Here is a 21,970-nt window from a genome sequence, read left to right as displayed (position 1 = left end):
AAGGCTCAGCGGCACTTCCTGTACCGCTCCTCCTGCTCCCCGTTCCAGGTCGCGGTGTCGGGGTCGATGCCGTGGGCACGCGCGTCGGCGTCGATGATCCGGCGGAACCACGCGGCGAGGCCGGTGCGGATGCCGTCGTAGTGCGCGGCGAATCCCGGATCATCCTCGTACATGCGGCCGAGACAGACCTGCATCTGTCTGGTGAGGGGAAAGTACGCGGCGAAGACTTCGCGGTGCCGCTCGACGAGTTGATGCGCTTCCGGGCTGCCGGGTGTGACGCCCGCGTCCATCGCGTCCCCGAGGGCGCGGTCGAAGTCGGCGGTGTCGTCGGCGACGGCCTGCCATTCCTCGGGACCGCGAAAGGCCGAGCGTTCGGCGTACTGCCGCCATTGCGTCGTGTCTCCGTAACGCTGACGGGCTCGGGCCGAATTGTCCGGGTCCCACTGGGAGCCGAAGATCGCGGCCTGCTGCTCGACGGTCAGCAGCAGGCCGCGCTCGTGGGCGTCGATCATCCGGTCCAGTCCGGCGCTGAGCTGCTGGAGGCGGTCGATCCGTTCAGCGACCTGGTCGCGCTGCGCGCGCAGTGCGCCGGGCACATCCGCCGTCCCGTCGTCCAGGACGGCGCGGATCTTGTCCAGGCCGAGACCGAGCTCGCGGTGGACGACGATGCGGTGCAGGCGTTCCAGATCACCGGCGGTGTAGAGCCGGTATCCGGCGGCCGTGCGCAGCGACGGTCGTGCCAGTCCGATCTCGTCCCAGTGGTGCAGCGCGCGGACGGTCACGTCCAGACGCTTGGAGACCTGGCCGACGGTCAGTCCGTCGGTTTCGGTGGTGTCAGGCATGCTTCCCATGGTCGCCCGGACCGTCGTCGGGCGGGGTGATCCCCATGGCCGCGAGGTTCCGCGCCTCCCGGCCGGCCGGATCGAAGGGCTTCGCCGCGGTGAGGACGACCCGTGCGTTCTCTGGAGTGATCACCTCCACATCGCGGGTGTTCCAGGGGGTGTCCCGTGGCCCGTCGACCGAGCCGGGGCGCAGCGTACGACATGCCTCGGCGAGAGGCGCGACCTGGCTGAGCACGCCCGCGAAGCTGAAGCTCATCGCCGGTGGCTGTTCCGGAACGCTCTCCGCCGAGACGAGAAGGACGTCCTGGAACGCCCATCGGCGCAGATGCACCATCGTGCCGGGGACGCTGAACAGCTCGAAGAACCCGAGCCCCCGTATCCAGAAGTCCACCGACTCCGCCAGATCGCTCGTGGGGATCGTCACGAACGCGGGCATTCCGTAGATGCCGCGGAACGGCTCCGGCGGGACCGCGTCCGGGCCGGGTACGGGCACGGGACTTGTCTCGAACGCGTTGTAGTAGTCGCTCATGCGGCCTACCTTTCAGCCTCACGCGACGTGAGGGTCAAGTCGGACTACGAACCGGCTGTCCCGTCCGCTCCCGTCCCCGTTCCCGCCCTCTCCCTCGCCCTCGCCCTGGACCGAACGTGGTTCGCGGTGAGCAGCGCCAGGCCCATCAGCAGGGCGCTCACCCAGACCGGCGCCCGGTAGCCGAATCCCGCGTCCAGGGCCACACCGCCCGCCCATGGCCCCACCGTCGCCCCCAGGTTGAACGCGCTCGTCGAGAAGGCCCCGCTGAGCGTCGGGGCGGCGGGGGCCAGAGCCAGGACCCGGGTGATCAGGGCCGTGCCCGTACCGAAGGCGAGTGCTCCCAGGAGCGGGAGCAGGGCCAGGGCGGTGAGCGGGGCGGACGCCGTCAGGGCCAGGGTGGTCCAGCCGAGGGCCAGGGCGGTCATGCCGTACGCGAGGAACGCCGTGGGGCGGCGGTCGGCGTACCGGCCCGCCGCCGTGACGCCGAGGAACGCCCCCGCCCCGAAGAGCGCGAGAGCCGCCGGTACCCAGGCCGTGCCGAGGCCCGTCGTGCGGGTGAGGAGCGGTTCCAGGTAGGAGAACGTGCAGAAGGTGGCCCCCTGGACCAGCGCCATCGTGAGCAGGGTGGGGCGGAGCCGGGGGCCGGTGAGGAGGCGGAGTTCGTCCCGTACGGGGGTGGGGGCGGGTGCGGGAGTCGGCGCGGGCTCCTCGCGGTCACGTGGTGCGCCGCCCGGCACCGTACGCAGGATCGCGACGAACGCGGGCAGGGACACCACCGCGACCGCCCAGAACGCCGCTCGCCACCCCCACCGCTCCCCCAGCACCGCTCCGGCCGGTACGCCGACCACGCAGGCGATCGTGACCCCGCCGACCACCACGGCGGTGGCCCGGCCCCGCAGCCGGTCGGGGACCATCGAGACCGCCGCCGACAGCGCCACCGCCCAGAAGCCCGCGTTGGCGAGGGCTCCGACGAAGCGGGTGGCGAGGAGGACTCCGTAACTCGGGGTCAGCGCACCCGCGATGTGGACGGTGACGAACACCGCGAGGAAGAGCAGCAGCGCCCGGCGCCTGGGCCAGGTGCGGCTGAAGAGGGCCATCAGAGGGGCGCCGACGACCATCCCGACAGCGAAGGCGGAGGTGAGGAGACCGGCGGCGGGGAGGGAGACGTTCAGGTCGGCGGCGATGGACGAGACGAGCCCGGACAGCATGAACTCGGAGGTGCCCTGGGCGAAAACCGCGAGCCCGAGGGCGTGGACGGCGAAGGGCAGTGTCCGTGGTTTGGACATGAAGGACATGAAAGGCATGCGTGCAGACCCCTTGACGGAAGCGTCGGTGGACAGACGTACCGAAGTGCGGGGATGCGGGCCGCGCGAGGCCACCGCCGGAGATCGGCGGGGCGGTGCGGAGAAGTACCCGGGTGCTTGAGGACCCGGGGCACGAAACCGGCGTACGGGCGTACCTGCGGAGGTACTTCAGCGCGTACGCGGGGTGGGAAGCGGCCCGTACCCGCGGTGATCCGGCGGGGGCGCGGCCGTGGCGGAGGAAGCCGGTGCCCCGGAGGGGGGTCGACCGGCGACGCTCAGCGGTGGTTCGCCCACCGGATCACCGGTGGGCGGAGTCTGTCGGACTCGGGGCTGGACATGGGAGCGAGGCTACCGGGCCGTCAGCGGCGGCGCTGGCGGCGGTTCGTGGTCCGCTCCGGCTCCCGTGCGGAGGTGGTGGGCGCGGGCAGCGCGTCGTACGCGGCGTCCAGCTCCTCGTCGTCCTCGTCCGGGGAGGTCAGGCCCGGGGCGAAGCGGGGCTCCAGGAAGAGGCCGTGGTGCTGGAGCGGCGCGGTGTCCTGGGCGCCCGCTTCCGGGCGGGAGGACTTCCGGGGCAGGGAGGCGGTCGTCATGGCTGTCTGTCCTTGGGTCGAGCAGCGCTGTATCGGCTTGTCCCGTACCCCGCCGGTCCGCGTTCGATGTGTGCGGTGGTCGGCGGAGACAGGTGTCGTACGGCGCCGCGTGCCGCCGCTACGGGCGAGGGCGGGCACCAGCCGGTCCGGGACTGTCCGACGACCGGGGATGGCGCGCAAATCATCGCACACGATCACGTGGGGGGCCCGGGATTATCCCCTGGCGGGGGCCGGGTCGGCGTCGCGGCGCCCCTCGTCGCGGCCGGGGAGGGTGGGGACACACATCAGGATGGAGGGGCCTCCGCGCGTTGACACCTATCGCGCACGGACGCATATCGCGCGTGGGGTGATACGGGTGGCGTGTACGGCGACGGTGTCAGGGCCGGGCGGTCGCGTCCCTCAGGGCGTACGACCACACGTGGTCCACCTCCGCGAACCCCGCCGACGCGTACAGCCGGTTGGCCGCCGTACGGTCGCGCTCGCCGCCCGGGGGCTCGTCGTCGTCCACGTACAGGACCGCCTGTGTGGCGCCGAGTCCGCCGAGCGCGTCGAGGGCGGAGCCGAGCAGGGCGCGGCCGAGGCCGTGTCCCCGTACCGCCTCCTCGACCTCGATCCACCACAGAACGCCGATCCCCTGCACCGGGTGGCCGATCACCGCCTCGGCCACGGGCCGTCCGTCCCGTACGACCTCCAGGCGCTGTGCGGCCCCTCGGTCCGGCGCGGGGCCCACCCGTACGCCCTCGGCGCGGGGCAGGCCGGGGCGGGGGAGGTCGGCGCGCATATAGCGCCAGAGGCGTTCCCCGGCGTAACCGGCGCGCTCCAACGCCGCGTGGGTCACGGGGCGGTGGCCGGCCGGGAGCCCTTCGAGGCCCTGGGTGAGCGCGGTGGCGAACGGGAACGCGTCGACCGGGCCCGCTGACGGCAGGACCACCGCGGCGTGGGCGAGCAGCGTGTCGGCCACCGCCGCGTCCTCCCGGCAGTGCAGCCACGGGATCAGGCCCGTCCCGTCCTCCGTACGCCGGGCGCAGGCGACCGCCCCGACGACCCTGCCGCCGGAGCCGACCGCCACCTGGACCTCCGGCGCCTCGTACGCGCCCCACCAGTGGCCGTCCGCCTCCGTGCTCCCCTTCGACGCCTCCGCGAACAGCTCGGGCGTGGCGCGCGGCTGGCCGGGGAGCCGGTCCTCGTCGATCAGGGCCAGGACCGCCGGGAGGTCGGCGGGGGTGAAGGGGCGGAGCAGCGGGACGGACATCCGGCGGGCCTCAGGCTTTCGGGGCCACCTTGGACAGCCCGTTGATGATGCGGTCCATCGCGTCGCCGCCCTGCGGGTCGGTCAGGTTGGCCAGCATCTTCAGCGTGAACTTCATCAGCAGCGGGTGCGTCAGGCCGCGCTGGGTGGCGACCTTCATGACCTTCGGGTTGCCGATCAGCTTCACGAAGGCGCGGCCCATCGTGTAGTAGCCGCCGTAGGTCTCCTTGAGCACCTTCGGGTAGTTGTTCAGGGCCAGTTCGCGCTGGGCGGGGGTGGCGCGGGCGTGGGCCTGGACGATGACGTCGGCCGCGATCTGGCCCGACTCCATGGCGTACGCGATGCCCTCGCCGTTGAACGGGTTGACCATGCCGCCCGCGTCCCCGACGAGGAGGAGGCCCTTGGTGTAGTGCGGCTGGCGGTTGAAGGCCATGGGGAGAGCGGCGCCCCGGATCGGGATCGTCATGTTCTCCGGGGTGAAGCCCCACTCCTCCGGCATGGAGGCGCACCACGCCTTGAGGACCTCGCGCCAGTCCAGCTCCTTGAAGGCGGAGGAGGAGTTGAGGATGCCGAGGCCCACGTTGGAGGTGCCGTCGCCCATGCCGAAGATCCAGCCGTAGCCGGGCAGCAGCCGGTCCTGGGCGCCGCGCTTGTCCCACAGTTCCAGCCAGGATTCCAGGTAGTCGTCGTCGTGGCGGGGCGAGGTGAAGTACGTCCGCACGGCGACGCCCATCGGGCGGTCCTCGCGGCGGTGCAGGCCCATCGCGAGGGAGAGCCGGGTCGAGTTGCCGTCGGCGGCGACGACGAGCGGGGCGTGGAAGGTGACCGGGGTCTTCTCCTCACCGACCCGCGTCTCCACGCCGGTGATCCGGCCGGTGCGCTCGTCCCGGATCGGGGCGCCCACGTTGCAGCGCTCGTAGAGGCGGGCGCCGGCCTTCTGCGCCTGCTGGGCGAGCTGCTCGTCGAAGTCGTCGCGCTTACGGACCAGCCCGTAGTCCGGGTAGGAGGCGAGATCCGGCCAGTCCAGCTGGAGCCGGACACCGCCGCCGATGATGCGCAGGCCCTTGTTGCGCAGCCAGCCCGCCTCTTCGGAGATGTCGATCCCCATGGCGACGAGCTGTTTCGTGGCGCGCGGTGTGAGGCCGTCGCCGCAGACCTTCTCCCGGGGGAAGGCCGTCTTTTCCAGGAGCAGGACGTCGAGTCCGGCCTTGGCGAGGTAGTACGCGGTCGTGGAGCCGGCTGGGCCCGCTCCGACGACGATCACGTCCGCGCTGTGCTCGGAGAGGGGCTCGGTCACGGTCGGATCTCCCGAAGACTCGAATTCGCGTGCCGCGCGGCACATGTCCCGTGCAGTCTATGGGGGCCTGCTGAACAACCCTCCGAAGGGCTCCCTCATGTCGATAGCACCTGTTCCGCCGCCCACCGCCCCCGCTCCCCCCGTACGCCTGCGCGTACCGACCGACGAGGACACCCTGGTCTGGCACCGGATCTTCGACGACCCCGAGGTGATGGAGTTCCACGGCGGCCGGAGCGCGGAGTTCTCCGTCTACGAGGAGCTCACCGCGCGCCAGCGGCGGCACGACGCGGAGCTCGGGTACTGCCTGTGGACCCTCACCGACGAGGATGACACCGTGCTCGGCTTCACGGGCGCACAGCCGTGGCCGCATACGCACTTCGGTCCGGTCGGCGCGATCGAGATCGGCTGGCGGCTGGCGCGTGCGGCCTGGGGCCGGGGGTACGCCACCGCCGCCGCCCGCACCACGCTGGAGCGGCTGCGGGCGGCGGGGGTGCCGGACGTCGTCGCGATGGTGAACTCCCGCAACGCCCGGTCGATCGCAGTGGCGGAGCGGCTCGGGATGCGGCAGGCGGAGACGTTCACCACCAGCAGCGGTCTGGAGGCGTACTGCTTCCGGCTGGAGTTGTAGCGACCGGGAAGGCTCAGGCGCGGGTGGCCCGGTGCAGGGCCACCACGCCGCCGGTCAGGTTGCGCCACGCCACCTTCGACCAGCCCGCCTTCTGCAGGAGTGCGGCGAGGCCGGGCTGGTCGGGCCAGGCGCGGATGGACTCGGCGAGATAGACGTACGCGTCCGGGTTGGAGGCGACCGCCCGTGCGGTGGGCGGGAGCGCGCGCATCAGGTACTCCGTGTACACCGTGCGGAACGGGGCCCACGTCGGCTGCGAGAACTCGCAGATCACGACCCGGCCGCCCGGCTTCGTCACCCGGTACAGCTCGCGGAGCGCGGTCTCGGTGTCCTGGATGTTGCGCAGGCCGAAGGAGATCGTGACGGTGTCGAACACCTCGTCCTTGAACGGCAGCCGCATCCCGTCACCCGCCGTGAACGGCATCCACGGGTGGCGGCGCTTGCCCACCTCCAGCATGCCGAGCGAGAAGTCGCACGGGACGACATAGGCGCCGGCCCGGGCGAAGGGCTGCGAGGAGGTCGCGGTGCCCGCCGCCAGGTCGAGGATCTTCTGCGCGGGGCGGGCGTCGACCGCCGCCGCGACCGCCTTGCGCCACAGTCGGGCCTGGCCCAGCGAGATCACGTCGTTGGTCAGGTCGTAGTTGGCCGCCACACCGTCGAACATCGAGGCGACTTCGTGCGGCTGCTTGTCCAGGGAGGCTCGGGTCACCCTTCCATTCAAGCAGCCCGCCCCCGTACGTCAGTGGGGGCGGTCCCCCGCGATGGCCACCCGTTCCGCGATCCGGCGGTGCGGGGCGTAGTCGTTGACCGCGTAGTGCTGGGTGGCCCGGTTGTCCCAGAATGCGACATCGCCCGCCCGCCAGCCGTACCGCACCTGGAACTCCGGCGCGTGCGCCTGCTGGAACAGCAGGCGCAGGAGGCGGTCGCTCTCCTCCTGCTCGAAGCCCACGATCCGGGTGGTGAAGGACGCGTTGACGAAGATCGTCCGGCGGCCCGTGACCGGGTGGCGCCGCACCACCGGGTGCTCGACCGGCGGGAACCGCTCCTGGAGCGGGGCCAGCCGCTCCGGCGGGGAGAAGCGGGAGAACCCGGGGATGAAGTCGTGCACCGCCCGCGCCCCCTCGATGCGCTCCTTCACCTCCTCGGGCAGGTTGTCGTACGCCGCCGCCATGTCCGCCCACAGCGTGTCCCCGCCCACCGGCGGGACCTCGCGCAGCTGGAGGACCGCGCCGAGCGCCGGGCGCTCGCGGAAGGTGACGTCCGCGTGCCAGACGTTCTCGAAGGTGGGGACCTCGGTGCGGTCGAGGCGGGCCACCTCCGGGTCGTCGCCGGTCGCGAGCAGCGGGTTGGTCTCCAGCTCGCCCCAGTGCCCGGCGAACGCCCGCTGCTGGAGCGAGGTGAGGTGCTGCTCCCGGAAGAACAGCACCTTCCACTCCAGCAGCGCCCGGTCCAGCTCGGCGCGCACGGCCGGTTCCAGGGGGCGGGACAGGTCGACGCCGTGGATCTCGGCGCCGATCACCCGGCCGCGCGGCACCAGCTCGAAGAGCTCGTACGGTCGGTCCGTCCACCCCTCCGGGACGCGGCGCAGGGTGCGCGGGCCCTCGTAGAGGCCGTCGGCGGGGATGCGGTGGTCGCGGAGGGCGGGGGCGGTCGTGAGGGTCATGGTTCTCCTCGCTCGGTGGTCGTACGGGTACGTCAGCGGGCCGCGTCGCGTACCGCCGTACCGATCTCGGCGCGCAGCGCGGCGTACTCCGGCAGCCCGCGCAGTTCGTCGGGGCCGGTCCCGGAGCGCGGCAGGCCGATGGGGAGGTCCAGGGCGACCTGCCCCGGCCGCGCGCTGAGCACCACCGTGCGGGTGCCGAGGAACACCGCCTCGTCCACGCTGTGGGTGACGAAGACCGAGGTGGTCCCGGTCTCGGCGGAGACCGTGCGCAGGTCCTCCTGGAGCCGCTCCCGGGTCAGCGCGTCGAGCGCGGCGAAGGGTTCGTCGAGCAGCAGCAGCCGCTTCCCGCCCGCCAGCGCGCGGGCGATGGCCACCCGCTGCTGCTGGCCGCCCGAGATCTGCCAGACGCGGCGGTCCGCGGTGTCCGCGAGGCCGACGCGCTCCAGCAACCCGGCGGTGCGCTCCGCCCGTTCGGCCCGGGGGACGCCCGCGTACTTCAGCGCGAGCCCGACGTTGTCGCCGACCGTGCGCCACGGGAAGAGGCGGGGCTGCTGGAAGACGATGCCCGCCTGGTTCCCGGGCTCGGGGCGCTCGCCGAACACCTCGACCTCGCCCGAGGACGCCCGCTCGAAGCCCGCGATCAGGCGGAGCAGGGTGCTCTTGCCGCAGCCGGAGGGGCCGACGAGGACGAGGAACTCCCCGGCCGGGATCTCCAGGGAGACCGGCCCGAGGGCGGTCACGGGGGTCGCGCCCCGGCCCTTGCCGCCGTAGGTGTGCTCGACCTCGCGTACGGAGACGACGGCGGCGGATTCACGTTGCTGTGGAGCCCTCGCGGCGTCCGTGTCAGGGAGCGACGGCATCGGTGAGCCCCTCCACGTGGATGGACTTCCGCAGCTTCTCCAGGTCGGGCGCGGCGTCGATCTGCTTCTGGTCGACCAGGAACCGCGCCGCGCTGTGCAGGTTGTCGGCGAGGCCGCCGACCTTGCCGGGGGTGCCGAGCCACTTCGCGTCGGCCTGCTCGGCCGGCTTGAGGAAGATGCCCTGCTGGAGCTGGGCGCCCGCCTCGGCCGGGCTGATGCCGAGCTGCTTGCCGACGGCGGCGGACGCGGCGTCCGGGTCGTCGTGGATCAGGTCGAGCGCCTGGGCCTGGGCCTTGCGCCAGGCGGGCAGCACGTCGGGGTGGGCCTTGAGGAAGCTGGTGGCGGCGACGCCGAGGTCGAGGGTGGGCTTGCCCGCGGCGGCGAGTTCGCGGCTGGAGACGAGCACCTTGCCGGTCTTCTTCAGCTCCTCCAGGGTGGGCAGCCAGACGTACGTGGCGTCGATGTCGCCGCGCGTCCAGGCGGCCAGGATGTCCTGCGGCTCCAGGTCCAGGAGCTGGACCTTCGAGGCGTCCACCCCGGCCTGGTCGAGGGCCGCGAGCAGGCTGTAGTGCGAGGTGGAGCTGAACGGCGTCGCGACCTTCTTGCCCGCCAGGTCCTTGACGGAGGTGATGCCGGAGCCGTTACGGGCGACGAGCGCCTCGTTCTCCCCGGCCACGTCGAGCACCCAGGTGACCTGGTACGGGATGTTCAGCGGCTCGGAGAGACCCCGGGCGACCGGGCTGGAGCCGATGGCCGCGAGGTCCACGGAACCGGCCACGAAGGCGGTGTTGATGCTGGCGCCCGAGTCGAACTTGGTCCACTTGATGTCGTAGCCGGGGAGCGCCTTCTCCAGCCAGCCCTTCTCCTTGACGATCAGGTCGCCGCTGGGGAACGCCTGGTAGGCGATGCGTATCGTCTTGTCGCCGCCCTTGCCCCCGTCGGCGGACCCGCCTCCGCCGCAGGCCGTCACCGCCACCAGGGCTCCGAGTGCCGCGACGGTCGAGGAGAGGCGGAGCCAACCGCGTGTTCCGGCCATGTGTGTTTCCTTCGTACGGGAGGGAATGAGAGGGAAGGGAGAGCGGGTGGGCTTACGCGTGGCGTCGCCACGGGGCGAGCCGGTCCGACAGCACCCGTAGCCCGGCGTCGATGAGCAGGCCGGAGACGCCGATGGCGAAGAGGCCGAGGATGACGGTGTCCGACTGGTTGTAGCGCTGGGCGTCGCGGATCAGACCGCCGATGCCCGGCAGGCCGTTGACCGTCTCGGCGGCCACCACCGAGGAGTACGCGATGCCGAAGGCGAGGCGGACGCCGACCAGGATCTCGGGCAGCGCGGACGGCAGCACGACCGACGTCACGACCTGCCCGCGCCGGGCCCCGATCGCCCGCGCCGCCTCCACCAGGGCGGTCGGCGCGGAGGCGACGGCGGAGGCGGTGGCCACGGCGACCGGCGGCATCGCGGCGATGGCGAGCAGCCAGAGCTTGGGCGCCTCGTCGATGCCGAACCAGATGATCAGCAGGCTGAAGTAGGCGAGCGGCGGCAGGGTACGCAGGAACGCCACGGCGGGCTCCAGCACCACCCGTACCCACGGCAGCGTTCCCATCAGGACACCGACGACCAGCCCCGCGACGACACCCGCCCCGGCCCCGATGAGGATGCGGCGCAGGCTGATGCCGAGGTGCTCGATCAGGGTGTGGCCCTGGTACCCGCGCACTCCGTCGTGCGTACCGGAGGTCTCCAGCAGCGCGTTCCACACGGCAGCGGGCGAGGGCACCAGGACCGGCGACCAGAGCTGGAGGACGACCACCAGCTGCCAGAGCGCGAGCAGGGTGGCGAGGGCGACGAGCCGGAGCCCGACGCGGCGCAGGCGGGCGCCGCGCTCCGGCCGCCGACCCTCGGCCCCGACGGCTGGGGCGGGGGCAGGGGCGTCGGCAGCCCGTTTCCGTACGGAAGTGGGCGTGGTCATGGAGGGCTCCGGGGACGAGGGCGGGCCGGAACGGAACGCCGGGCTCAGGGGCGAGCCGGGCGCGGGCGACCGCCGGAAGGCAAGGAGAGTGGGCCCGCCGAAGAGTCGGCCGACGGGTGCGCACACCGGGAGGCGGAAAGAGACACGGGGAGAGCGGGGGCGGAGACGTCAGCGTGTCTCAGCGCGTCCACGTGTCAACGTGTCGGGGCATCACCGAGGATGCCGCGGGCAGGGCTTCAGCAACAGGAAGCGCTGGACACACGGCAGAGATCGATGTGGAGGCACTCCACCAGAAAACGATCGACTGTCACGGCAGTTGTTCTAGCACAGGCGCTCCGCGAGGCACCAGGTTCGTACCGCGGAGTGAGACGTTCCGTCCCGCGGACCGGGCTCGCGAATCGATGGCGATTCGCCTTCAACCTTTTCCGTGCCCGCGAACTCTGTAAGGGGTGAGCGAGGAAAGGGAGGGCGGATGCCGGCAGGGGCGGAGCCCGGTGGAGCGGGGCCCGGCGGGGCGGACGGCGACAGCGCCGCGTTCGAGGCGTACGCGCGGGACGGGCAGCGGCGGCTGTACCGGACGGCCTACCTGCTCTGCGGAAACGTGGAAGGCGCGAAGGACCTGACGCAGACGACCCTCGCCAAGCTGTTCCAGCACTGGCGCCGGGCGAGCCGGGCGGACAACCTCGACGCCTACGCCAAGACCGTCCTCGTCCGCACCTATGTGGCCGAACGCCGCCGCACGGTGAGGGACGTGCTCGCCCATCGGTCCAACGCACCCCGCCCGCAGCCCAATCCGGCGGCCCACGCCGATCTCCGCGTCACCCTGCTCGCCCTGCTCGACGAACTCCCGCCCCGGGCCCGGGCGATGGTCGTCCTGCGGTACTGGGACGACCTGAGCGTGGAGCGGGTCGCCGCGCTGCTGCGGTGCAGCGAGTCCACGGTCAAGAGCCAGTGCTCGCGTTCACTCGTCCGGCTGCGCGCCCGCATGGGCGACGCCCGGCTCTACTCCACCGGAAGCTGAGGGCCGGTCATGAAGCCACCACCACAGCCGCGTTCGCCCGAGGAAGAGCTGTTCCGGGACGCGCTCACCCGCACCGCCGACACCCTGTCCCCGCTGCCCGACCTGGTGCCCGACGCCGTACGGGAAGGGCGGCGGCGACGGGCCAGGAGCCGGGGGCTCGCGGTGGCGGGCGCCTTCGTCGCGGTGACCTCCGTGACGCTGGGGGTCGCCCTGCTGGGACCCTTGGTGCGGCCGGCACCCGACACCGACCCCGGCGCCCCCGCCCCCGGCCCGTCCATCACCCGGCCCGCGCCGCCCCCTTCCCCCGACCTGACGGAGCCCGTAACCGGCATGCCGACCCCCTCGTCCCCGCCCTCCCCCACATCCCCGCCCCCGTCCTCGCCCACGCTCTCCTCCACGTCCTCACCCCGGCCCACACCGACACCCTCGGCTACGTCCTCGCCCAGCCCCACGCCCTCATTCACCGGGGCGACCCGGTGACGGGCCGCCGCGGTCTGGGCACGCTGCCGCGCGAGGAACCGGCCCGCGACACCGAGACGTTCCGGCTGCGCGCCCTCCCGGGGGAACGCCCGGGGACGGGGACTGGGGCGGGGGCAGGGACGAGGGCAGGCGGCCCGGGACGGGCGCCGAGAGGCCGCACGGAGAGCCGCTCCCGTACCCGTTCCCGCGAGCGGCGAAGACGGCGGAACCGGCGCCGGACGGCGGGGCTCGTCGTGCTCGCCCTGGCGGCCGTGGCGCTGGTGGCGGTCCTCGTCGACCTCCCCCGGCGGAACGGGGACCCGTCCGTCACCGCCGACGCGGGTCCCGGGTCCGGGGCCGACAACGCCGAGACCCCGCTCGCCCCGGCCCCGCCGACCGCGCCTCCCACCACCGCACCGCCCTCCCCCGCCCCCGCTCCCACACCCCCGGCCGACACGGACCGGCCGCCCCGCGCCTCCGACGTCCCCGCCTCCGGCCCCGGCACGTTCACCGTCGCCCGCGCGGGCGTCACGAAGTCCGGCAAGGGCGAGCCCTACCGGGTCGAGGTGGAGGACGGCATCGGCGTCGACCCCGACCGGGCCGCCGAGGAGATCGCCGCGATCCTGGCCCACCCGCGCGGCTGGACCCACGGCGGCGAGCGCTCGTTCCGCCAGGTCACGGACAAGTCGGCCGGGCTGGTGGTCAGGATAGGCACCCCGGCGACCACGGACCGGCTCTGCGGCCGGTACGGCCTGAAGACCCGGGGCGAGGTCAACTGCCGGGGCGGCGAGGAGGTCATGGTCAACCTGAAGCGCTGGCAGCTGGGTTCACCGCAGTTCGACGGGCCGGTCACCGAGTACCGGGCCCTGATCATCAACCACGAGGTCGGCCACTGGCTGGGGCGCGGCCACGAGACCTGCCCGGGGAAGGGACGCCCCGCGCCCGCGATGATGCAGCAGATCGACGGGCTGAAGGGGTGCGTCGCCAACGCCTGGCCGTACGACGCCAAGGGGCGCTATCTGGGCGGCCCTTCGGTGCCGTGAGCCCTCGCGCTTCGGGCGGAGCGGGCTCAGCGGGCGCGGTGCACGAGCCGTCCCGCGAGCACCGTCGCCACACAGCGGACCGCCCCGCCCGCGCACAGGGCCGCCCCGTCGGGCACGTCGAAGACGGCGAAGTCCGCACGGGCGCCCACGGTCAGCGGGCCGTGGACGGTGGAGGCGAGATCGCCGCCGTACGCGAAGGGGTCCAGGTCCGCGGGACCAGGGGACGACGCCCCGGCCAGCCTCGACGGACCATCCCTTGAAGGCAGTTGGACCAGCCCCGACCGGTTCACGGCCGCCCGCAGCACGGGATCGTCCGCGTCGAACGGGCCCACCACATGTGTGGTGCCGTACCGCAGCATCCGCTGGAGTCCGCGCCGTACGCTGCCCGCCCGCCGGGCCGGGTCCATCGTCGCCGCGAGCCGGTCGAACTCCTCGCCCCACAGCGGCAGTTCGCCCAGCTCGTCCGCCTCGCGCGGGTCCGGGTGGTAGCAGCGGGTGAGCAGCTCCCGGGCCCGGTCCTGGCGGAGCCCGGGGGTGAGGAGGCCGGGCCAGCGGCGGACCCGGGCCGCCGGGTGGGCGGCGACGACCTCCTCGTACGGGCCGATGGCGGCGATCCGGTCGCCGTCCACGGCCACGGCGCCCTCCACGAAAGCCGCCGCACCGACCGGAAGGACCAGCGGCGCGGCGTGAATCGTCAGCACAGGAGGGCTAGTTGGCGTTGAGGAGCTTCAGCTCCGGGTGGGCCGTGCCGCCCTCGATCGCAGTCGAGGAGATGTGCGAGACCACCCGCTCGTCGACCGGGTCGTTCGCCGGGTCGTCGTGCACGACGAGGTGCTCGTACGTCGTGGCGCGCTGCGCCGGGACCCGGTCCGCCTTGCGGATCAGGTCGATGATCTCCAGCCGGTTGGAGCGGTGCTTGGCACCGGCCGAGGAGACGACGTTCTCCTCCAGCATGATCGAGCCGAGGTCGTCGGCGCCGTAGTGCAGCGACAGCTGGCCGACCTCCTTGCCGGTGGTCAGCCAGGAGCCCTGGATGTGGGCCACGTTGTCGAGGAAGAGCCGGGCGATGGCGATCATCCGCAGGTACTCGAAGAGCGTGGCCTGCGTGCGGCCCTTCAGCTTGTTGTTCTCCGGCTGGTAGGTGTACGGGATGAAGGCGCGGAAGCCGCCCGTACGGTCCTGGACGTCCCGGATCATCCGCAGGTGCTCGATGCGCTCGGCGTTGGTCTCGCCGGTCCCCATCAGCATGGTGGAGGTGGACTCGACGCCGAGGCCGTGCGCGATCTCCATGATCTCCAGCCACCGCTCGCCGGACTCCTTGAGCGGGGCGATGGCGGTGCGCGGCCGGGCGGGCAGCAGCTCGGCGCCCGCGCCCGCGAAGGAGTCGAGCCCGGCCGCGTGGATACGGGCGATGGCCTCCTCGGCGGAGACCTTGGAGATCCGGGCCATGTGCTCGATCTCGGAGGCGCCCAGGGAGTGGATGACCAGCTGCGGGAACGCCTTCTTGATCGCGGAGAAGTGCTCCTCGTAGTACTCCACGCCGAAGTCCGGGTGGTGGCCGCCCTGGAACATGATCTGGGTGCCGCCGAGCTCGACGGTCTCCGCGCAACGGCGCAGGATGTCCTCGATGTTCCGGGTCCAGCCCTTGGCCTTGTCCTTGGGGGGCGCGTAAAAGGCGCAGAACTTGCAGGCCGTCACACACACGTTGGTGTAGTTGATGTTCCGCTCGATGATGTACGTCGCGATGTGCTCCGTACCGGCGTAACGGCGTCGGCGTACGGCGTCCGCGGCTGACCCCAGCGCGTGCAGCGGCGCCGAACGGTAGAGGTCGAGCGCCTCCTCCGGAGTGATCCGACCGCCCTCGGCGGCTCGGTCGAGGACGGGCTGAAGGTCGGCCTTCTCGGTCACCGGGCTGTCACCTTTCGGCGGTTTTTGGGGGAACCTCGGACCGATCCAGCGTACGCCAGCCCCTTGTGCCGTCAGCGGCCGGACCGGGTGAGGTTCCCGTACGGGAGGCCCGCGCCGCGCTCCTGCGAGCGGTAGCCGAGCGTTCCGTCGTCGGTGAGCCGGAAGACGAGGTCGGCCTCGGTGGTGGTGCAGAAGCCCGGGGTGCTCGGGCGGTCCGGGTCGGTGCGCTCGCGGACCCTCAGCTCCTTCGCGGTGCCGGAGGTGAGGGTGCCGACGCTGTTGCAGGTGACGGTGATACCGAGCTGGGAGATGGTGTTGGACATCCTGACCACCTGGGCGCCCTTTCCGCCCTCGCTGAACACGGCGGTGAGGGTGCCGTGCGGGTGCCCGGTCGTCTTCTCCGTCAGCGGGCCTTCCCAGGTGCCGACGAACGCCTTCGGCACCTCGCTCGGCGGGGCCTCGCCCGCGTCGGAGGGGTCCTCGGACGGGGCCGTCGCGGAGGGGGGTGTGGCGGCGATGTCGTCCCCCTTGCGGCGGTCCGCGTCGCCGCCCAGGCCCGGGAAGAGCCCGTCGAGCAGGCCCGAGCCGAGGGCGACGACCGCGAACGAGCCCGCCACGGCCAGGGCGACGGTGCAGCTCACCCGGCGGCTCCGGCGCGCGCCCGCGCCGGAGCCCGCGCCCGGGCCCGTCTGCGCGTCGGCGGTGACGGTGACGGAGAACCGGGGGTCGTGGCCCCGCTGCCCGGGGAAGCCGTCCGGGGGCGCGGTGGGCGGGGGCGGGGTGTCCGGTACGTGGATGAGGGGCGGGCCGAAGACCCCGAGGAGGCCGGTGTCGGGTCCGGCGCCGGTACGGGGGTCGGAGCCGGTACGCGAGCCGGGTGCGGGGCCCGTACGGGGGTCGGATTCGGACCCCGTACGGGAGTCAGGGCCGGAGGTCGTACGGGAGTCGGGTTCGGAGCCCGTACGGAAGTCGGAGCCCGTGCGTCCATCGCGGCCGGAACCTTCGTGCGCCGCCGCCCCCGGCCCGGCCCCCGCCCCCAGGGACGCGCTGCTGAACGGCACCGGGCCCGAGACCGGCGGCGCGTCCTGCGGTTCCAGGTCCAGCAGCGCCACCGCCGACCGGCTGACCTCGCCCACCAGGCGGCCCGGCAGCCACCCCGCCGCCACCATCGACGCCGCCCCGTCCGGAGCCAGGGTGCGGGCGAGGTCGGCCGGAGTGGGACGGGCGTCCGGGTCCTTGGCCAGGCACCCGGCGACCACCTCGCGCAGGTCGCCCTCCAGGTCGCCGAGTTCGGGCTCCTCGTGCACCACCTTGTAGAGGAGTACGGCGGAGGAGTCGCCGGGGAAGGGGGCCTCGCCGGTCGCCGCGTACGCCAGGACCGCGCCCAGCGAGAAGACGTCCGCCGCCCCCGAGACGTCCCGGCCCCGGATCTGCTCGGGCGCCATGTAGCCGGGCGAGCCGACGGAGACCCCGGTGGAGGTGAGCGAGACGGTCGCGCCGAGGGCCCGGGCGATGCCGAAGTCGATGAGGCGGGGGCCGTCCAGGGCCAGCAGCACGTTGGAGGGCTTCACATCGCGGTGGACGATGCCCTGGCCGTGGACCACGTGGAGGGCCTCGGCGAGCCCGGCGCCCAGGGCGCGGACCGCGTGTTCGGGCAGCGGGCCGTGCTCGGTGATCGCCTGGGAGAGCGGCGGCCCGGCGACGTACCCCGTGGCCACCCATGGCACCGGGGCGTCCGGGTCGGCGTCCAGGACCGGGGCGGTCCACTGCGCGCCGATCCGCCGCGCGGACTCGACCTCGCGCCGGAACCGGGCGCGGAACTGCTCGTCCAGGGCGAAGTGCGGGTGGACGACCTTGACCGCGACCGTACGGCCGCCGACGCTGCGCCCCAGATAGACCCGGCCCATACCGCCCGCGCCGAGCCTGCCGAGCAGCCGGTAGGCACCGATGGTGCGCGGTTCGCCCGCTTCCAGCGGCTGCATATGGACTCCCCTGTGAACGGCTGAACCCGGTGAACGGCTGGGCCCGGTGGACCACTGGCCCCTGTGGACCCCTTACCCCTCGGGACCCCTGGCCTCGCGCGCCGCCGGTCCCGGTGGACCGCTGAGAACCTCGCAGACGGTCCGGACTCGGACCGAAGCCTAGGGGGCGCCACCGGCGCGGTCACCGGGAAACAGCCGGACCATTCCCCCTTCTCAGGGCAGGAGGGGATGTTTTCGCCCCGGGGAAAGGCGCGAATGTGCTGTTGCGCCGACTCTCCATTCACGGCCCGGGAACGGAAAAGCGAATTCTCTCCATTCCCCGGTTCCGCGGACCGGTTCCCCGGTTCGGCTCAACCGCCGAGCAGCTCCACGTTCACATCCGCCGGGTATCCGGTGTCCGGTCCGGTCCGGCGGGCGAACTCGCGGACACCGGCCAGCTGCTCCGGGCCGAAGCGGAAGTCGAGGGTCGTGAAGTACTCCTCCAGCACCCCGGCGTCGAAAGCCTCCCAGCGGGCCGCCTGCTCCGCGACCTTGGTGACCTCCTCCAGGGAGAGGTCCCGGGAGGCGAGGAACGCCTCGTGCACCTTGGCGGCCGTCTCGGGGTGGGCGGCCAGGAAGTCCTTGCGGGCCGCCCAGACGGCGAAGACGAACGGCAGCCCCGTCCACTCCTTCCACATCTGGCCCAGGTCGTGGACCTGGAGCCCGAGGCGGGGGGCGTCGTGCAGGTTGGCGCGCAGGGCGGCGTCGCCGATCAGGACGGCCGCGTCCGCCTCCTGCATCATCAGCCCCAGGTCGGGCGGGCAGGTGTAGTAGTCGGGCCGGACCCCGTACCGCTCGGCCAGCAGCAGCTGGGCCAGGCGTACGGAGGTGCGCGAGGTGGAGCCGAGCGCGACCCGGGCCCGGTCGAGCCGGTCCAGCGGGAGCTGGGAGACGATCACGCAGGACATGACGGGCCCGTCGCAGCCGACCGCGATGTCCGGGAAGGCCACCAGGTCGTCGGCGTTGCGCAGGTACTCCACGAGGGTGACCGGGCCGATGTCCAGATCGCCCCTGATCAGCTGCTCGCTGAGCCTCTCCGGGGTGTCCTTCGAGAGCTCCAGGTCGAGCAGGGTTCCCGTACGCGCCAGGCCCCAGTAGAGGGGGAGGCAGTTCAGGAACTGGATGTGGCCGACGCGCGGCCGGCTGCGACGGTCGTCGCCTGCGCCGCCGGGTGCGACGGCGCCCGCGTCAGCACGGGCAGAGGCGGGTTCACTGGCCGAGACGGTTGAATTGTCCACATCGCGAGGCTAGACCCGCCTCCGGCGGCGGGCACCACCGGGGCGCCCCGCACACCCCTTCCGCGCCCCTCCCGCACCCCTCCCACGCCCGTCCCGCACCTTGTCCGCGCCCTGTCCGCGCCCCGCCCTCACCCCGGCCCGCGCTCCCCCGTACGGCCCTCCCCGTCATACCTCCGACAGGGCAATCAAACATTCGGGTGAAGTGATCTTTCCCTCTACCGCTCTCCGGAGACTGCGTGCTAGGCTCGCTCGCAAGTTGCAGTTTGGTTTCCCTTGCAGTACAGAGCCTGCGGAGCATGTAACCCGCAGGCTTTTGTAGTTTTCAGACTTGTTTGCAGGTTCTGGAGCAGGGCAACCCTTTGGCCCAAGGAGGGCTTATGGCTACCGGAACCGTCAAGTGGTTCAACGCTGAAAAGGGCTTCGGCTTCATCGCCCAGGACGGCGGCGGCCCGGATGTCTTCGTTCACTACTCCGCGATCAACGCGTCCGGGTTCCGCTCCCTCGAGGAGAACCAGGTCGTGAACTTCGACGTCACTCAGGGACCCAAGGGTCCGCAGGCTGAGAACGTCACCCCGGCCTAGTTGCCCGGGTCGGCCGATCGCGGCCGCACATAGCAGTACCCAAGGAGCCCCGCTCCCCCGCTTCGGCGGAGGAACGGGGCTCCTGCCTGTGTACGGGCTGCGGTACGGGCTGTGCTCCTGCCTGTATACAGGCAGCGGTACGGGCTGCCGTCGGCGCGAGGACCGGCGGTGCTTGACCTTCACCCCGTGTGAAGCCGTTCAGTGGGAGCCGTCATGTTCACCATCGGAGACTTCGCCAGGTACGGGCGGGTGTCGCCCCGGATGCTGCGTCATTACGACGCCATCGGGCTGCTGCGCCCCGACCGTACCGACCCCGCCACCGGCTACCGCTTCTACGGCGCCGCCCAGCTCGCCCGGCTCAACCGGATCATCGCGCTCAAGGACCTCGGCTTCACGCTCCAGCAGGTGCGGGCCGTCCTGGACGAGCGGGTGGGCCCGGAGGAGCTGCGCGGAATGCTGCGGCTGCGCCGGGCGGAGCTGGCGGCGGCGGTGGAGGCCGCCACCCTGCGGCTGGCCCGGGTCGAGGCGAGGCTCCGGTCGATCGAGAGCGAGGGGCGTATGCCTGCCGAGGACGTCGTGATGAAGACCGTTCCCGCGGTCCGGGTGGCCGAGCTGACCGGGACGGCCGCGAGCTACGAGCCGCGGGACATCGGGCCGGTGATCGGTCCGCTGTACGAGAACCTCTTCCCGCTCCTGGAGGGCGCCGGAATCCGGCCCACCGGTCCCGGGATCGCGCGGTACGCGGACGCGGCCGAGGGCGGCGGCGCGATCGTCGTCCACGCGGGGGTGACCGTGTCGGCCCCGGTGGGTCCGGTCGGGGACACCGGGGTGACGGTGGTGGAGCTGCCCCCGTTCGAGGCGGCGACGATCGTGCACCGGGGCGCGATGGACGACGTGCTGCCGACCGCGCAGACCCTGGCCCACTGGCTGGAGGAGAACGGCTACCGCTCCACGGGGTACGCCCGCGAGGTCACCCTTGAGTGCCCGCCGGACCGGGACGCCTGGGTGACGGAGCTCCAGGAGCCGGTGGAGCGGGCGGAGCGGGTCTGACCCGCCGCGTGTACGGGGAGGGGGCGGCCCCTCCCCGTACACGCACCGCGTGGCCCGGGACGGTGGACGCGGGGATGCGGGTGAGCCGGTGAGCCGGTGAGCCGGATGACATCCCAAGTCGCCCCGGAACGTACTCCCGGGCACGTGCTCCCGGGGACGTACCCCCTCTACGCCCCCGCCCAGAGCCCGTCCTCCGTCAGCCCCAGCAGGTCGATCGCGTTGCCCCGGACGATACGGTCCACGACGTCCGGGGCGAGGTGGCCCATCTGTGCCTCGCCGACCTCGCGGGACTTGGGCCAGGTGGAGTCGGAGTGCGGGTAGTCCGTCTCGTACAGAACGTTGCCGACCCCGATCGCGTCCAGGTTCCGCAGCCCGAAGGCGTCGTCGAAGAAGCAGCCGTAGACGTGGTCGGCGAACAGTTCGGACGGCGGGCGGTGGACCTTGTCGGCGACGCCGCCCCAGGCGCGGTTCTCCTCCCAGACGACGTCGGCGCGTTCCAGGATGTACGGAATCCAGCCGATCTGGCCCTCCGCGTACATGATCCGGAGGTTCGGGAAGCGTTCGAACTTGCCGCTCATCAGCCAGTCGACCATCGAGAAGCAGCAGTTGGCGAAGGTGATGGTGGAGCCGACGGCGGGCGGGGCGTCGGCGGAGGTGGACGGCATCCTCGACGAGGAGCCGATGTGCATGGCGATGACGGTCCCGGTCTCGTCGCAGGCCGCGAGAAACGGATTCCATTCGTCCGTATGTATCGACGGAAGCCCGAGATGGGGAGGTATCTCGGAGAACGCGACCGCGCGCACGCCCCGGGCCGCGTTGCGCCGGACCTCGGCGGCGGCCAGCTCCGCGTCCCAGAGCGGGACGAGGGTGAGCGGGATGAGGCGGCCGTGCGCCTCGGGGCCGCACCACTCCTCCACCATCCAGTCGTTGTACGCGCGCACCCCGAGCAGCCCCAGCTCGCGATCCTTCGCTTCGGTGAACGTCTGGCCGCAGAAGCGCGGGAAGGTCGGGAAACAGAGGGCGGACTGGACGTGGTTGACGTCCATGTCGGCGAGCCGGTCGGGGACCGAGAAGGAGCCCGGCCGCATCTGCTCGTAGGTGATGATCTCCAGCTTGATCTCGTCCCTGTCGTAGCCGACGGCGGTGTCCAGGCGGGTGAGCGGCCGGCGCAGGTCCTCGTAGACCCACCAGTCGCCCACCGGGCCCTCGTCGCCCGGTGCACCCATCACGGGTGCGAACTTTCCGCCCAGGAAGGTCATTTCCTTCAGCGGTGCGCGGACGACCCGCGGCCCGGAGTCCGCGTACTTGGACGGGAGCCGGTCCCGCCAGACATGTGCGGGCTCCACCGTGTGGTCGTCCACCGAGATGATCTTGGGGAAGGTCTCCATGCGTTCCACGGTAGCGTCGATCTGACGAACCGTCAGCTATCTGTCCGGCACCGGTACCGCACACGGTTCCCCAATCGTTGTCGAAGCCTTGTGCAGAGCGTCACCCACTGCTGACGAGTCCGCCCGCGACAAGGCAGACTGTTGAGCGCAATACCAGCGGTACCGAGCAATCCGGATGTACGCCCGCACCCGCACTCCGCCGTACGCACGTCCGCGCGCACGTCCGCGCGCACATCCGGACGCGCGGACGGGCGCCATGGACGACAGCGGGCGGACGGCTTCCGGATGCGGGCTCAGGTACGGGTACGGGCACGGGCACCACCGGCAGGACCCGCTAA

Annotated in this window: 22 protein-coding genes; 5 read left to right on the top strand and 17 right to left on the bottom strand. The window is 72.4% G+C overall.

What is annotated here, in order from left to right:
- Positions 1-5: 5 nt before the first annotated feature.
- From B7C62_21310 to B7C62_21285, 6 genes are all read right to left on the bottom strand, one after another.
- On the bottom strand, positions 6-851 hold the full coding sequence (locus B7C62_21310) for a MerR family transcriptional regulator (protein ARF74489.1): 846 nt from the start codon (positions 849-851) through the stop codon (positions 6-8).
- Positions 835-1,371: a glycosyltransferase gene (locus tag B7C62_21305; GenBank protein ID ARF74488.1), complete on the bottom strand. Its 537-nt coding sequence runs from the start codon at positions 1,369-1,371 to the stop codon at positions 835-837. The genes B7C62_21310 and B7C62_21305 overlap by 17 nt, the downstream gene beginning before the upstream one ends.
- A gap of 44 nt (positions 1,372-1,415) precedes the next feature.
- Entirely contained in the window at positions 1,416-2,639 is a 1,224-nt protein-coding gene (locus B7C62_21300; protein ARF77306.1) for a chloramphenicol efflux pump, read from the bottom strand.
- A gap of 395 nt (positions 2,640-3,034) precedes the next feature.
- The gene (locus B7C62_21295; GenBank protein ARF77305.1) at positions 3,035-3,250 is read right to left on the bottom strand and encodes a hypothetical protein; all 216 of its coding nucleotides are present in this window, start codon (positions 3,248-3,250) and stop codon (positions 3,035-3,037) included.
- A 391-nt stretch (positions 3,251-3,641) separates the two neighbouring features.
- Entirely contained in the window at positions 3,642-4,517 is an 876-nt protein-coding gene (locus B7C62_21290) for a GNAT family N-acetyltransferase (GenBank protein ID ARF74487.1), read from the bottom strand.
- A 10-nt stretch (positions 4,518-4,527) separates the two neighbouring features.
- Positions 4,528-5,811 carry a drug:proton antiporter gene (locus B7C62_21285; GenBank protein ARF74486.1) on the bottom strand — a complete coding sequence of 428 codons (1,284 nt, stop codon included), beginning with the start codon at positions 5,809-5,811 and terminating at the stop codon, positions 4,528-4,530.
- A gap of 97 nt (positions 5,812-5,908) precedes the next feature.
- Here B7C62_21285 and B7C62_21280 point away from each other — a divergent pair, with 97 nt between their 5' ends.
- Positions 5,909-6,439: a GNAT family N-acetyltransferase gene (locus tag B7C62_21280; protein ID ARF74485.1), complete on the top strand. Its 531-nt coding sequence runs from the start codon at positions 5,909-5,911 to the stop codon at positions 6,437-6,439.
- Positions 6,440-6,452: 13 nt separating this feature from the next.
- Here B7C62_21280 and B7C62_21275 read toward each other — a convergent pair whose 3' ends face one another.
- Genes B7C62_21275 through B7C62_21255 form a run of 5 tightly spaced genes read right to left on the bottom strand, consistent with a single transcriptional unit; the run spans position 6,453 to position 10,923 of the window.
- Positions 6,453-7,145 (bottom strand): bifunctional demethylmenaquinone methyltransferase/2-methoxy-6-polyprenyl-1,4-benzoquinol methylase, encoded by a 693-nt coding sequence (locus tag B7C62_21275; GenBank protein ID ARF74484.1) that lies wholly within the window; start codon positions 7,143-7,145, stop codon positions 6,453-6,455.
- A gap of 30 nt (positions 7,146-7,175) precedes the next feature.
- Positions 7,176-8,099 (bottom strand): taurine dioxygenase, encoded by a 924-nt coding sequence (locus tag B7C62_21270; protein ARF74483.1) that lies wholly within the window; start codon positions 8,097-8,099, stop codon positions 7,176-7,178.
- 32 nt (positions 8,100-8,131) lie between these two features.
- Positions 8,132-8,959 carry an ABC transporter gene (locus B7C62_21265; GenBank protein ID ARF74482.1) on the bottom strand — a complete coding sequence of 276 codons (828 nt, stop codon included), beginning with the start codon at positions 8,957-8,959 and terminating at the stop codon, positions 8,132-8,134.
- The gene (locus tag B7C62_21260; GenBank protein ID ARF74481.1) at positions 8,943-9,995 is read right to left on the bottom strand and encodes a glycine/betaine ABC transporter substrate-binding protein; all 1,053 of its coding nucleotides are present in this window, start codon (positions 9,993-9,995) and stop codon (positions 8,943-8,945) included. Before B7C62_21260 ends, B7C62_21265 begins: the two co-directional genes overlap by 17 nt.
- A 52-nt stretch (positions 9,996-10,047) precedes the next feature.
- Positions 10,048-10,923: an ABC transporter permease gene (locus B7C62_21255; protein ID ARF74480.1), complete on the bottom strand. Its 876-nt coding sequence runs from the start codon at positions 10,921-10,923 to the stop codon at positions 10,048-10,050.
- A gap of 472 nt (positions 10,924-11,395) precedes the next feature.
- Between B7C62_21255 and B7C62_21250 the strand changes: the two genes are divergently transcribed.
- Positions 11,396-11,944: a SigE family RNA polymerase sigma factor gene (locus B7C62_21250; GenBank protein ARF74479.1), complete on the top strand. Its 549-nt coding sequence runs from the start codon at positions 11,396-11,398 to the stop codon at positions 11,942-11,944.
- On the opposite strand, the gene B7C62_21245 is transcribed toward B7C62_21250, so the two are convergent.
- Positions 11,926-12,396 (bottom strand): hypothetical protein, encoded by a 471-nt coding sequence (locus B7C62_21245; protein ID ARF74478.1) that lies wholly within the window; start codon positions 12,394-12,396, stop codon positions 11,926-11,928. The genes B7C62_21250 and B7C62_21245 overlap by 19 nt on opposite strands.
- Positions 12,397-12,420: 24 nt before the next feature.
- On the opposite strand from B7C62_21245, the gene B7C62_21240 reads away from it, so the two are divergent.
- Positions 12,421-13,446, top strand: a complete 1,026-nt coding sequence (locus tag B7C62_21240; protein ID ARF74477.1) for a hypothetical protein — start codon at positions 12,421-12,423, stop codon at positions 13,444-13,446.
- Positions 13,447-13,472: 26 nt separating this feature from the next.
- Here the strand turns inward: B7C62_21240 and B7C62_21235 are convergent, their stop codons facing one another.
- The 4 genes from B7C62_21235 to B7C62_21220 form a co-directional block, all read right to left on the bottom strand.
- Positions 13,473-14,147 carry a hypothetical protein gene (locus tag B7C62_21235; protein ARF74476.1) on the bottom strand — a complete coding sequence of 225 codons (675 nt, stop codon included), beginning with the start codon at positions 14,145-14,147 and terminating at the stop codon, positions 13,473-13,475.
- Positions 14,148-14,154: 7 nt separating this feature from the next.
- Positions 14,155-15,354 carry a dehypoxanthine futalosine cyclase gene (locus tag B7C62_21230; GenBank protein ARF74475.1) on the bottom strand — a complete coding sequence of 400 codons (1,200 nt, stop codon included), beginning with the start codon at positions 15,352-15,354 and terminating at the stop codon, positions 14,155-14,157.
- Positions 15,355-15,425: 71 nt separating this feature from the next.
- Positions 15,426-17,336, bottom strand: a complete 1,911-nt coding sequence (locus tag B7C62_21225; protein ARF74474.1) for a serine/threonine protein kinase — start codon at positions 17,334-17,336, stop codon at positions 15,426-15,428.
- A gap of 350 nt (positions 17,337-17,686) precedes the next feature.
- The gene (locus tag B7C62_21220) at positions 17,687-18,613 is read right to left on the bottom strand and encodes a menaquinone biosynthesis protein (protein ID ARF74473.1); all 927 of its coding nucleotides are present in this window, start codon (positions 18,611-18,613) and stop codon (positions 17,687-17,689) included.
- Positions 18,614-18,990: 377 nt separating this feature from the next.
- On the opposite strand from B7C62_21220, the gene B7C62_21215 reads away from it, so the two are divergent.
- Complete coding sequence (locus B7C62_21215) at positions 18,991-19,194, top strand: cold-shock protein (protein ARF74472.1); 204 nt, start codon at positions 18,991-18,993, stop codon at positions 19,192-19,194.
- Positions 19,195-19,407: 213 nt separating this feature from the next.
- Positions 19,408-20,244, top strand: a complete 837-nt coding sequence (locus B7C62_21210; protein ID ARF74471.1) for a MerR family transcriptional regulator — start codon at positions 19,408-19,410, stop codon at positions 20,242-20,244.
- A gap of 167 nt (positions 20,245-20,411) precedes the next feature.
- Here the strand turns inward: B7C62_21210 and B7C62_21205 are convergent, their stop codons facing one another.
- Positions 20,412-21,632 (bottom strand): amidohydrolase, encoded by a 1,221-nt coding sequence (locus tag B7C62_21205; protein ID ARF74470.1) that lies wholly within the window; start codon positions 21,630-21,632, stop codon positions 20,412-20,414.
- Positions 21,633-21,970: the final 338 nt, after the last annotated feature.

Source organism: Kitasatospora albolonga, assembly GCA_002082585.1.
Lineage (GTDB): Bacteria > Actinomycetota > Actinomycetes > Streptomycetales > Streptomycetaceae > Streptomyces > Streptomyces stephensoniae.
The sequence above is the reverse complement of the archived record's forward strand: the minus strand, read 5'-3'. Positions and strand labels throughout refer to the sequence as shown.

Coding starts and splice junctions, on each gene's coding strand:
- B7C62_21310 (ARF74489.1), bottom strand. CDS start 851: ATGGGAAGCATGCCTGACACCACCGAAACCGACGGACTGACCGTCGGC.
- B7C62_21305 (ARF74488.1), bottom strand. CDS start 1,371: ATGAGCGACTACTACAACGCGTTCGAGACAAGTCCCGTGCCCGTACCC.
- B7C62_21290 (ARF74487.1), bottom strand. CDS start 4,517: ATGTCCGTCCCGCTGCTCCGCCCCTTCACCCCCGCCGACCTCCCGGCG.
- B7C62_21280 (ARF74485.1), top strand. CDS start 5,909: ATGTCGATAGCACCTGTTCCGCCGCCCACCGCCCCCGCTCCCCCCGTA.
- B7C62_21270 (ARF74483.1), bottom strand. CDS start 8,099: ATGACCCTCACGACCGCCCCCGCCCTCCGCGACCACCGCATCCCCGCC.
- B7C62_21265 (ARF74482.1), bottom strand. CDS start 8,959: ATGCCGTCGCTCCCTGACACGGACGCCGCGAGGGCTCCACAGCAACGT.
- B7C62_21260 (ARF74481.1), bottom strand. CDS start 9,995: ATGGCCGGAACACGCGGTTGGCTCCGCCTCTCCTCGACCGTCGCGGCA.
- B7C62_21255 (ARF74480.1), bottom strand. CDS start 10,923: ATGACCACGCCCACTTCCGTACGGAAACGGGCTGCCGACGCCCCTGCC.
- B7C62_21250 (ARF74479.1), top strand. CDS start 11,396: ATGCCGGCAGGGGCGGAGCCCGGTGGAGCGGGGCCCGGCGGGGCGGAC.
- B7C62_21225 (ARF74474.1), bottom strand. CDS start 17,336: ATGCAGCCGCTGGAAGCGGGCGAACCGCGCACCATCGGTGCCTACCGG.
- B7C62_21215 (ARF74472.1), top strand. CDS start 18,991: ATGGCTACCGGAACCGTCAAGTGGTTCAACGCTGAAAAGGGCTTCGGC.
- B7C62_21210 (ARF74471.1), top strand. CDS start 19,408: ATGTTCACCATCGGAGACTTCGCCAGGTACGGGCGGGTGTCGCCCCGG.
- B7C62_21205 (ARF74470.1), bottom strand. CDS start 21,632: ATGGAGACCTTCCCCAAGATCATCTCGGTGGACGACCACACGGTGGAG.